Source organism: Bradyrhizobium cajani, from assembly GCF_009759665.1.
GTDB classification, from domain to species: Bacteria; Pseudomonadota; Alphaproteobacteria; order Rhizobiales; family Xanthobacteraceae; genus Bradyrhizobium; species Bradyrhizobium cajani.
Map to the genome: position 1 here is coordinate 117196 of NZ_WQNE01000026.1, position 10490 is coordinate 127685.

The following is a 10490-nucleotide window of genomic DNA, read 5'->3' on the forward strand; positions in this document are numbered from 1 at the left end:
GGCACGAGGCACAGACCCTCAAAAGCTGATCCCGCAATGGGGCCGCGATAGGGCAGCGGTACGGGGGAAAACGGCCGGAGCGCGGCCGTTCCCCGCCGGTTCAGCGCACCGTCGAGGCGGCCTGCGCTTCGGACGCTCGCTCCAGCTGACGGTGCGAGGCGTGGAAGACGTCGTGGACGAGGCCGATCTTTTCCAGGCCCAGGATGATCAGGCCGTTGAGATCGATCTCCCACCAGGCATGCGAGATATAGGCGTCCCGCGGGAAGCGGTGATGGTTGTTGTGCAGGCCCTCGCCGAAGGTGAGGATCGTGGTCACGAACTCGTTGGTCGAGGCGTCGTCGACCTCGAAGCGGCGGTAGCCGTAGGCGTGGCAGACCGAGCCGGTGAGCTGACTGGTAAGGATCAGCAGATAGCCGCGGAGCAAGCCGGAGAACAGCACGCAGCCGATCATGGTGTGAACGCCGCCGAAAACGTAGCCGATCACGCCGGGGATGAAGATTGCCGACATCCCGTACCAGACCCAGCGCGTGCGCACGAAGAACATCGCGATGGGATCGGCGAGGATGTCCTTGGCGTAATATTCGTTGTCGGTGGTGGCCTGGTCGAACACCCAGCTGCCCTGGGCGTGCAGGAAACCCTTGAACGCGCTGACGTAGCGATTGCCAAAACCGTCGAATTGCGGGCTGTGGGGATCGCCGACATCGTCAGCGTAGAGATGATGGCGGCGGTGGTTGGCGACCCATTTGGCGATCGAGCCCTGGATCGCCATCTGGGCGATGGCGCAGAAGAAGACGCGCATGATGGGGCCGGTGCGGAAGCTGCGATGCACGAACAGGCGGTGCATGCCGGCGCCGATGCCGAACGTGGTCAGCGCGAACATCCAGGCGAACGTGAACAACTCGACCTTGCCGACACCTTGCGTGATGGCCCAGACGATGCCCGCGATGGCGCCGATATAGAGAATGCCGAGGAGGAGATAGCTCTCGCGCAGCTTGGCTTGAACCAGCGGTCCCTCGGTGACGACGCCGGGCGGAAGCTGCGGTTTTGCCGCGGGGATCGTGCTCTTGGCGATCTCTGCCGGGGTGAGCTCGGCATCAGCGATGGACATTCCAGGGCTTCCCATACTCAAGGAGCCCGCAGTGATTGCGGACGTATTGGGGCACACCCTATCGCGCAGGAACCGCGACCTCCAGCATTTAGTTAAAAATGAGTTAAAATCGATCCGGCCGGGATCAGGCCGATTGTAACGCGGCCGAGCGCACGATGAGGCGGACGAGATCGTCCCGCTGCTGCTTTTCGGCGAATTTGATCGCAAAGCCATTGTGGAATTTGCGGATGACGCGCCCGACGCAGGCGCCGACCGCAAGCGGCGTTCCGACCGGTGGGTCGTACTCCGAGGATACCGCCACGCCGGCTGTGGAGACGTCGATGACGAAGCAGGGATGGCTGCTGCCATCGGCGAGGGTCAGGAACGTGTGCGAGGCTTGCGGAACGAAGCGTGCGTCACGCCGCAGATCCTGGACGCTGGCGTCCTTCTGCTTCTTCTCTAGCCAGGTCAGCTTTTCCGACATCCAGGCGCGCCGCGCCCGCGTCATGTCGAGTTCCATCAGGAAGCCCGCCTTCAACGTCGCGCTGATCGTGCACTGGAATTCGCCGAAATCCTCGAAATAGGAGGTCACGCGCTCACCGATCTTGCCGACGACCGGAACGTCCACGATCATCCGGAAGGGCGAGACGCGCTTGGTGCGGCAGGCGAAGGTGCGCAGCTTGCCCTCACAATCGTACCAGCGAGGCAGCGAGTAGCTGCCGGTCACGGCAACTTCCACTGCACGCTGCCGGAGGAACTCTGCAACAGACATGAACGCCAATCGGGGGGTGGGATGATTTCCGTAAATCCACGGTAGCGGTCAAATTCTAAGCAAATGATACCGGCACTCATGAGTAGGGGTAAATTTCCGGTAAATGCGCAGGTCGGTGGTGCCCCGTTTTCGAGGCGCGCAATCTCACAACATCGTCATCGCGACGTGCGCGGTGCGCTCAGAGAGAGCCGAGCAGAACGAGACAGGCCAGCACGGCCACGGCAGCGACGAGTTTGATCGTCGAGCACGTCAAACTTTCCGCAGATATCTCGAGTCCGAGCCACGGCAATGCGCGCCGCATCGCGAGCGCCGCGAATGCTTCGACGATCGCGAGCGCAAGAGCGATGCCGGCGATGAAGGACCATGATGCGTCCGGAGGAATCCATGTCGCGAGCCAGGCTGGGACGGATGGCCTTAATGACGCGAGCAGCGCGAACCATGCGAACAGGGGTACGAAGCCTTTGACGAGGTCGGGTCCGATCGTATCGCGGTCGAACCGGATCCCGATCTTTCCGAATGCGAGCTCGATGCGCTCGCCATCGATGAAGAGAAAGGCGCCGAGATAGAGCGGGATGGGAGACTGGAAGAGCAGGGCGACGACGCCGAACAGAACGACGTGGCCGAGGAAATCACTGAGGATGTCTTTGCCGCTCTTGTCCGATGGCTGTGGCGCGGCCGGGCTCGTCGCGGCCTGGGGCTGCGGGAGCGACCTGGCGCGCGCCATGTGCTCGAGCATACTGGCGCGCCGCTCCGGGGCGTACGGCCTCGCACGGTGCATCCATGGCGGAGGCGCCGGCGAAGCGACGCCGGGCTGGCCTTCCGAGGGGGATTTGCGCTGCTCCATGGGTCCGCACCGGTTCCGATCCGACATTGGTCGGGGGGCGGGGGCAGGGAGGTTCACGGGGTCAGGGCGGATTTCGCTGCACCCTGCAGCAAAGGGGCAGGTCCGTTCACTGAGAACTATCAACCCAAGGCTGGAACCTATCGCAACATCAGAGAGTTCTTGCCGCGAATGAGCAGCGCCGCCGCCCCGGCGCAGCAAGCGCCGAGGCCGAGGCGCGTGCTTGCGCGGGGAGGAACGCTCATGAGACTCAATCTTTCGGTCATCAAAGCTGACGTTGGCTCCGTTGGAGGGCATACAAAACCGTCTTCACGCATGATGGCGGCTGTCGAAGTCGAAGTCGGGAAGGCGATCGCCTCTGGTCTTTTGATCGACGGCTTCATCTGCCACACCGGCGACGACATCGCGATCATCATGACGCACACGAGGGGCGAAGGCAGCTCCGAGATCCATCAATTCGCCTGGAAGACGTTTCTCGCGGCGACTTCGGTTGCGAAGACTTCCGGTCTCTACGGTGCCGGTCAGGATCTTCTCGCAGACGCACCTTCCGGAAACATCCGCGGTGCCGGCCCGGGTGTCGCCGAACTCAGCTTCGAGCACAGCCTATCGGGCCTGAGGCCCGCGGAGTCGTTCATGGTGTTCGCCGCCGACAAGTGCGGCCCCGGCGCCTACAACCTGCCGCTTTACCTTGCCTTTGCTGATCCAATGTATTGCGCCGGACTGATGCTGCCCCCGATGATCAAGGGATTCCGTTTCCATATCATCGACATGGACAACACTGTTGGTGACAGCGTGATCGAACTCGACGCGCCCGCGGACAACTATCACATTGCCGCGCTGCTCCGCGACAACGAGCGCTTTGGCGTTGATCGCATCGTTTCTCGAACAAATGGCGAGGTCGCCGCCGCTGTGTCAGCGCAGCGTCTTCACGCGATCGCAGGCAAGTACACCGGCAAGGATGATCCGGTCGCGATTATCAGGAACCAGGGAATTTTCCCCGCGCCCGAGGAAATCGTCTCGCCCTTCGCCAAGGCGCACTTCGTGGGTGGCGATGCACGCGGCTCGCACGTGATGCCGCTGATGCCGGTGCCGCTCAATACACCGGTGACTGGCATGTACTGTCTGCCGATCGTTTCCTGCGCCGGCTTTTCGGTGGACAAGGATGGCCGCTTTGCCGAGTCCTATACCGATTTCTTCGACAACTTGGCGTGGGACGAGGTGCGCCGCTGCGCACAACGCAAAGCGATCGAGATGCGCAGCCAGGGTTGGTCGGGCGCTGCGATGCTGCCGTATTCCGAGCTGGAGTATGGCGGCTTCCGCGACACCGTGTCCGCTCTGCTGAAGCGCTTTCGGTTGCGAGAGGAGCGCAAGCCTGAAGCGGCCGAATAGAGAGCGTGGGACACGGGCGCTATTGCGACATGCTGGTACCGGGAGGTGGGCGTGGCGAGAAAACGCATCGGTATTCTCACGGGCGGCGGCGACGTCCCCGGCCTCAATGCCATCATCAAGACCGTGACTTATCGCGGCAGCGAGGACGACATCGAAGTCGTAGGGCTCCGCCGCGGTTGGGAGGCCCTCACGCATCTGAACCTCGACGACCCCGCCAGCAAATCCCACTACCTCATTCCGCTCAATCGCGAAAATACGCGCATCATCGATCGACGCGGCGGGACCGTGCTGCACTCGAGCCGCACCAATCCCTCAAAAATGAAAAAGCTGCCCGATCATCTCGTCGGCCAAGACCCTCCGGTCTCGGAGAGTGCCAAGGGCGGTATTTCAACCAAGACCTGGGACCTCACCGGCCAGGTACTGGCGAACCTCTCCGGGCTCGGCATCGATCACCTGATCGCCATCGGCGGTGACGACACGCTCAGCTACGCGGACAAGCTCAACGGACTCGGCGTCAAGATCATCGCCATCCCGAAGACGATGGACAACGATGTCCGCAATACCGAGTACTGCATCGGCTTCTCGACCGCGATCACCCGCGCCAGCGACGCCATCCAGCGGCAGCGCACCACTATCGGCTCACACGAGCGAGTTGGCATTTTCCGCATCTTTGGCCGCGATGCCGGATTTACGGCACTCTATACCGCATACGCAACTTCGATCCGATGCGTGATACCGGAGTACAAGGTCAATCTTGATAAGCTGATCGAGTTGCTGTGCGAGGAAAAGCGCGCCAACCCAAGCAACTACGCGCTGATCGTGCTCAGCGAAGGCGCCGAGTGGGAGGGCTACAAGATGCAGGAGTACGGCGAACCTGACGCCTACGGCCACCGCAAAAGGACGAGCGTGGCCGAAGCGCTTGCCGACGAGATCAAGCAGCGCGCCGGCGAGGAGACCATCGTCTCTGATCTCACCTACGATCTGCGGTCGGGCGATCCTGACTTCATCGACAAGCTCGTCGCCCTGACTTTCGGTAACATGGCCTACGATGCGATCCTGGAAGGCAAGACCGGCCTTATGTCGGCGCTGGTCGAGGGACGCTACGACCTGGTGCCTATCCCTGATGCCAGGCTCGGGCCGCGCGTATTGGACGTCGCCAGCACATACAACACCGAGCGCTACCGCCCGCTCTATTCCAACAAGCGGGGCCTGCCGATCTTCCTCAACCGCGCGTCTTAAGGACACTGGTTTGCCAATCGCGCGAAGAACGAAGCCAAATCAAAGATGTCTTGGGAATTTGGCGCTCCCTAGCGAAGGGCGGGATGCGAACGAGATCAACGGGTTTGCCACCTTTCCGAAGCCAATTTCGCGCAGTGATGCAGATAGCCTATTTCGGCTATTGGCAAACTGAACTTCAGCACGACGGCAGGGCGGGTCCCCAAAACGCCACGCTTATTGAGCTTGACCACGGGGCTTCCACGTGGGGGGCTGAGGCTCAGCTCACGCCTCGAAAACCAAGCGAGTCCCCGTGTACGAACGTAAGAGTTTTGTCGGCATCGCGGCGCGAGCGGCCTCGTAAAAGGGTTCGCCCGTACAATGCAGTGGAACCACGTAAGTGGGATCCACCTCCTGCAGTGCCTTGACCGTGTCTCGAACGTACTCCTCTGGATAGGGCGCGAGATGAAAGCCCCCGATCACCGCATGAATCTTTTCCATGCTGGAGGCGGCTTGAGCTTGCCTGATCGCGTTGACCACGCCGCGATGGCTGCAGGAGGTTAGGATGATGAGCCCGCGTCCTTTCAGATTGAAGACCGTGGCAATCTCGTGCTGAAATTGATCCGGCACGACGGGTGCGCTGCGTTCGGCCACGCTGAGGCGATCCGGATAACAGCCGACGCCTCGGTCGAAGCCTATGGTCATTGCGCTCGGGGATAGCACCTTCTCGAAGCTCCTTTGGCTGATCTGGCCCGTGACAACAGCGTGATCGGCAACGAGAGTGGGTCCTTCCGCATAGGTCACGGCGACATCGGCCTCCTCGAGTGCCTTGCGGTCGATGACGCCGAAGCTGCCCCGCACCGGAGGGGCAGTCCACTCGCGCGCGCAGAAGCATCCTTCTCCGCCGACAAACAACGGCAGTTTCGGTTTCAGCTTGCCACTGTGGGCCTGCAAGAAGCCGGCGAGACCGCCAAAGTGGTCCTGGTGCCCGTGGCTAAGCACAAGCGCGTCGATAGCCGCGGGATCGATGCCCAGCAGAGTCGCATTGTTGAGAAGTGCTTCCGGCGTGAACCCGAAGTCAACGAGGATGTTGCGCGCCTCATTACCTCGTCGCGACTCGACCTGCATCGCAAGTCCGAATTCGCTGACCAACGTTCTGCGCGGCGGCTTATCGCCGAGACCCCAGCCAAAGTGCTGGACATCGAGGTTAGGCAGTTTTCTGCTCGGAGCGACGGCAAATTGATAGCTATCGATCACTATCCGAACTGCCACGCGATCAAGCTCAGGCAACGGTCCGGTAACGGCCTCGGCCCTCACAGGCTTCGAGCCAGCGAGGAGAGTCGCAAGCATCGCACTTAGGAGACTAGCGCCTCCGCCGCAGACGAATTCTCGGCGCCCAACCTCATCGCAATAAAACGGCCGACGAGTAACTGGGCCTGCTTGTGACGGAGAAATCGACGCTGACGTATGTTCCAAAGCCATTGCTACCTCCCGTTGCTGCCGATAGCGAGGCCATACACAGAAGGCGCGGGACCGGACGGACGCATTTCGTGCCGGAGGGTCGGGCGTCTACGATATGTTCCTATCAACTTGCTGCTGCGTCAAGAATAAGAACGCCGGTATGACTATCCGCACCATCTGATCTTGAGCAGACAATCGCGAGCGGGTTTCGGACGCTCGTTAGGCGATGTTCCGGGGACCCGGCACTTGTGACCTCTTCGGGGCCTGTCAGGCTTGCTGGATGGTGGGCTTCGCCATACCTATACCGCAACGGAGCAGAGAGGAATTGGACGCGGCCACAGGCGGTTGCTCGCCCCCCAGGCGAGGCTCGGCGACACTTGGTGGAGCGGTCTGGGAGTCTGACGAGCAGCGCGAAGCAGAGGTGCCCGCACATCGATACAAGGCTCGTCTGCCGAGTCGGGGCCTCGCGCCGAGATCAGGCGGAGGTCAGTCCATGGAGATCGAGCGCACCACATTCGGCACTATCACGATTGACGGAAAGACGTATGAGCACGACGTGATCATCCGTCTGTCCGGCGAAGTGGCAAAGCGTAAGAAGAAGCTGTCGAAGAAGTACTACGGCACCTCGCATGTCCTCTCGAAGGACGAAGCGAAGTTCGTCTTCGAGAAGGGGTGCGAGCAGTTAATTCTTGGCTCCGGCCAGTACGGAAATGTGCATCTTTCGCCAGAAGCAGAGGCGTATTTTGCGAGCAAGGGCTGCAGGGTCCTGCTGCAGCCGACGCCCAAGGCGATTGATACGTTCAACAACTCGCATGCGCGGAAGATCGGCCTTTTTCACGTTACGTGCTGAGTAGGGTCGGCCGAGACCGCGCTTGGGAGATGAGCAAGAGTTCGAGAGGGCATTGAGAGAATGTCTGCACTACGTGAGGCATGCTCCCAGAGCTTCAGTTATGTGATGGTGAGTTTCTCGTCAGGTTCCGCTTGCCAGATCAGCCAAAAAACGAAAACAAATCAAAGATGTCTTGGGAATTTTGGCGCTCCCTAGCGGAATCGAACCGCTCTCTCCACCGTGAAAGGGTGGCGTCCTAACCGATAGACGAAGGGAGCAAACGCAGGGCCCCGCCGCTTTTCGCGGCACGGCCGCCGGCCGGCCGGACAGTGCCCGGCGGCTTGCAGCGGGCGAACGTATAGTGGCCTTTGGCCCGGCGGGCAAGCCGTTCGGGACCGGTCTTTTGGGGGCGGTGGACAGCGCCGGCCCCGGGATTATCGGGGGCCGATTTCAACGGTTTCTTAGGGTGACATGAGATAGCGCTGGAACCGGAGAAGCTCAGCAATGCCACCCCCCAAGAAGCGCGCAGACCGCAAGCTGCTGTCGCAGCACGCCTGGATCACGCTCGACGGCGGATTCGCCGCGCGGCATTGCCTGGTGCAGGACATCTCGGACTCGGGCGCGAAGATCACGCTGGACGAAGATGCGAGCCAGCTCCCGGGCGTGATCCGGATGGCCTTTGCGCGCGATGCGCGGACGGGGCGGAGCTGCCAGGTGGTCTGGCGCCGCGGCAAGTCGGCCGGCGTCAAGTTCCTCTGACATCGGGCGGATGGCGCGCGGACCGCGCCCGGGCTACAAGGCGGGCATGCGTGCGCTGCTCCTCATCCTCGTCTCGCTGCTCGCCACGTCCGCCGCCGCGGCCGAGGCGTTGCGCCTGCCGCCTGCCGAGCGCCCCCAGGCCGGCAAGGCGCTGCCGCTGAAGGGGGCCGCCGGCGCGGCGAAGGCAGGCTCCTGTGCCTCCTACGGCCCGCGCTTCGTCATGGTCGAGGCTACCGGCACGTGCGTGCAGATCGGCGGCTCGACCCGTGTCGACGCCGCGGTCGGGCGCTGAGGCCGCATGCCGCCGGATCTGTTGCGGCTCGACATCCTCGTCCCCGTGCTGATGTACTGCGCGCTGTTGTGGTGGGTCGGCCGCGGCCTCAGCTGGACCGCGCGGCTGGCCACCGCGGTCGTCACGCTTTTGCTGATCATCTGCGTGCTGCTGGTCGAGCGCGGCTGGCTCTAGCTAGCCCCAAAACAAAAAACGCGAAAACAACCCCATGCACAGTAGCCGTCAAGGGCGGCCGCGACGCCATGCGCGCGCGGCAGAACGACGATTCACGCAGGCCTCATCGCAACTTAGACCGCGCCACCGGTCACGACATCGGCGGTGCGACGAACTGTGCAAATCCGGGCCGTTTGCCGAGCTCGGCGAGCCACCGCGTCAGGTGCGGCTGCGCCGGCCGGGTGATGCCTTCGACGCCGAGCCAGCGCCGCGCATAGGACCCGACCGCGATGTCGGCGAGCGTGAACGCATCACCCTCCATGAAGCGGCGTGACGAGAGCAGGCGGTCGGCGATCGCCCAGACCTCGGCGGCGGCATCGGCATCCTTCTGCACCTGAAGCATGTCGCGCTCGGCGGGCGCGGTGCGCACGATGCCCCAGAACACCGGACGGTCGACCGGCTGCACCGTCGACAGCGTCCAGTCGAGCCAGCGGTCGACGCCGGCGCGCAGCTTCGGCGTTTCGGGATAGATCGGCGTGCCGCGCCCATGCGCGAGGCAGAGATAGCGCATGATCGAGTTGGATTCCCACAGCACGAAGTCGCCCTCGACCAGGGTCGGGATGCGCGCATTGGGGTTCATCGCGAGATAGTCGGCCTCGCGGGTCTTGCCGTATTGCATGCCGGCGTCGATGCGCTCATAGGCGAGGCCGAGCTCGGTAAGGCACCAGAGCACCTTCTGCACGTTGACCGAGTTGGCGCGCCCCCAGATCGTCAGCTTGGTGTCAGGCATGAAGCGTCCCTTGCGGCGTTGTTCGGTGTCGTAGCCCGGATAGAGCGAAGCGCAATCCGGGGAATGCTTCAACTGCGGCGGTCCCGGATTACGCTGCGCTCCATCCGGGCTACGAATCCACCTTGCGCGGGTGATAGCGGAATTCCTCTTGTCGGGCGATGCACGATTGCGCCGAGCCCCTCATGCAAAAAGCTCCGCCTGAGGCGGAGCCTTCATTGCAACTTGACGCGACGCTCAGCGGCCGAAGAACAGCCACAACAGAATGATCACCGGGATCGGCACGCCAAGCAGCCACAGCAACAGCCCTCTCGCCATCGCATCCTCCTCCAATCGCTTTTGTTGAAGGGCAAACGCGGGTGGCGCGGGCTTGTTCCTGCCGCACCCTCACCAATGGCCGGTGTTGGGCATCGATGTCCATGGCTCCTGCGGCGGCTTCGGTTCGCCCTTCTGCAACAGCTCGATCGAGTGCAGGTCCGGCGAGCGGACGAAGGCCATGTTGCCGTCGCGCGGTGGCCGGTTGATGGTGACGCCGGCCTTCATCAGCTTGTCGCAGGTGGCGTAGATGTCGTCGACCTCATAAGCGAGATGCCCGAAGAAACGGTCCTCGCCATAGGTCTCCTCGTCCCAATTGTAGGTGAGCTCGACCAGCGGCGCGCCGCGCGTTTGCGGCTGCTTCTTCAGTGCCTCGAGATCGTCCGCCGAGCACAGGAACACCAGCGTGAAGCGCCCCTTGTCGTTCTCGATCCGCCGCACCTCCTTCAAGCCCAGCGCATCCTGGTAGAACTTCAGCGCGACATCGAGATTGCGCACGCGCAGCATGGTGTGGAGGTATCGCATGTTTCTTGCTCCCTGGAACGGATGGAGGGTTTTGGGTCGGCGGGGCCGGCGGGAGGAGAGATAGC

General features: G+C 62.6%; 12 protein-coding genes and 1 tRNA gene. 6 read left to right on the plus strand and 7 right to left on the minus strand.

Going from position 1 to position 10490, the window contains the following annotated elements; translation table 11 throughout:
- Positions 1-100 precede the first annotated feature (100 nt).
- The 3 genes from GPL20_RS26910 to GPL20_RS26920 form a co-directional block, all read right to left on the minus strand.
- The gene (locus GPL20_RS26910) at positions 101-1108 is read right to left on the minus strand and encodes an acyl-CoA desaturase (RefSeq protein WP_157333318.1); all 1008 of its coding nucleotides are present in this window, start codon (positions 1106-1108) and stop codon (positions 101-103) included.
- 124 nt (positions 1109-1232) lie between these two features.
- Entirely contained in the window at positions 1233-1859 is a 627-nt protein-coding gene (locus GPL20_RS26915) for a PilZ domain-containing protein (protein WP_157333320.1), read from the minus strand.
- A gap of 178 nt (positions 1860-2037) precedes the next feature.
- Positions 2038-2595 (minus strand): hypothetical protein, encoded by a 558-nt coding sequence (locus GPL20_RS26920; RefSeq protein ID WP_246251008.1) that lies wholly within the window; start codon positions 2593-2595, stop codon positions 2038-2040.
- A gap of 348 nt (positions 2596-2943) precedes the next feature.
- Between GPL20_RS26920 and GPL20_RS26925 the strand changes: the two genes are divergently transcribed.
- Positions 2944-4089 (plus strand): fructose-1,6-bisphosphatase, encoded by a 1146-nt coding sequence (locus GPL20_RS26925; RefSeq protein ID WP_157333324.1) that lies wholly within the window; start codon positions 2944-2946, stop codon positions 4087-4089.
- Between the two features lie 51 nt (positions 4090-4140).
- Positions 4141-5328: a 6-phosphofructokinase gene (locus tag GPL20_RS26930; RefSeq protein WP_309143249.1), complete on the plus strand. Its 1188-nt coding sequence runs from the start codon at positions 4141-4143 to the stop codon at positions 5326-5328.
- Positions 5329-5589: 261 nt separating this feature from the next.
- Here the strand turns inward: GPL20_RS26930 and GPL20_RS26935 are convergent, their stop codons facing one another.
- On the minus strand, positions 5590-6561 hold the full coding sequence (locus GPL20_RS26935; RefSeq protein WP_254126402.1) for an MBL fold metallo-hydrolase: 972 nt from the start codon (positions 6559-6561) through the stop codon (positions 5590-5592).
- A gap of 697 nt (positions 6562-7258) precedes the next feature.
- Here GPL20_RS26935 and GPL20_RS26940 point away from each other — a divergent pair.
- Complete coding sequence (locus GPL20_RS26940) at positions 7259-7615, plus strand: Mth938-like domain-containing protein (RefSeq protein WP_157333328.1); 357 nt, start codon at positions 7259-7261, stop codon at positions 7613-7615.
- Between the two features lie 182 nt (positions 7616-7797).
- On the opposite strand, the gene GPL20_RS26945 is transcribed toward GPL20_RS26940, so the two are convergent.
- Positions 7798-7872 (minus strand) — tRNA-Glu (locus GPL20_RS26945).
- Positions 7873-8098: 226 nt separating this feature from the next.
- On the opposite strand from GPL20_RS26945, the gene GPL20_RS26950 reads away from it, so the two are divergent.
- Genes GPL20_RS26950 through GPL20_RS26960 form a run of 3 tightly spaced genes read left to right on the plus strand, consistent with a single transcriptional unit; the run spans position 8099 to position 8819 of the window.
- Positions 8099-8353, plus strand: coding sequence for a PilZ domain-containing protein (locus tag GPL20_RS26950; RefSeq protein ID WP_157333330.1), 255 nt, complete (start codon positions 8099-8101; stop codon positions 8351-8353).
- A gap of 46 nt (positions 8354-8399) precedes the next feature.
- Positions 8400-8645 (plus strand): hypothetical protein, encoded by a 246-nt coding sequence (locus GPL20_RS26955; RefSeq protein ID WP_157333332.1) that lies wholly within the window; start codon positions 8400-8402, stop codon positions 8643-8645.
- 6 nt (positions 8646-8651) lie between these two features.
- Complete coding sequence (locus tag GPL20_RS26960) at positions 8652-8819, plus strand: hypothetical protein (RefSeq protein WP_157333334.1); 168 nt, start codon at positions 8652-8654, stop codon at positions 8817-8819.
- A 130-nt stretch (positions 8820-8949) separates the two neighbouring features.
- On the opposite strand, the gene GPL20_RS26965 is transcribed toward GPL20_RS26960, so the two are convergent.
- Together GPL20_RS26965 and GPL20_RS26970 are read right to left on the minus strand one after the other, a co-directional pair.
- Positions 8950-9588 carry a glutathione S-transferase family protein gene (locus GPL20_RS26965; RefSeq protein ID WP_157333358.1) on the minus strand — a complete coding sequence of 213 codons (639 nt, stop codon included), beginning with the start codon at positions 9586-9588 and terminating at the stop codon, positions 8950-8952.
- A gap of 384 nt (positions 9589-9972) precedes the next feature.
- Positions 9973-10425: a VOC family protein gene (locus tag GPL20_RS26970; RefSeq protein ID WP_157333336.1), complete on the minus strand. Its 453-nt coding sequence runs from the start codon at positions 10423-10425 to the stop codon at positions 9973-9975.
- Between the last annotated feature and the right edge of the window lie 65 nt (positions 10426-10490).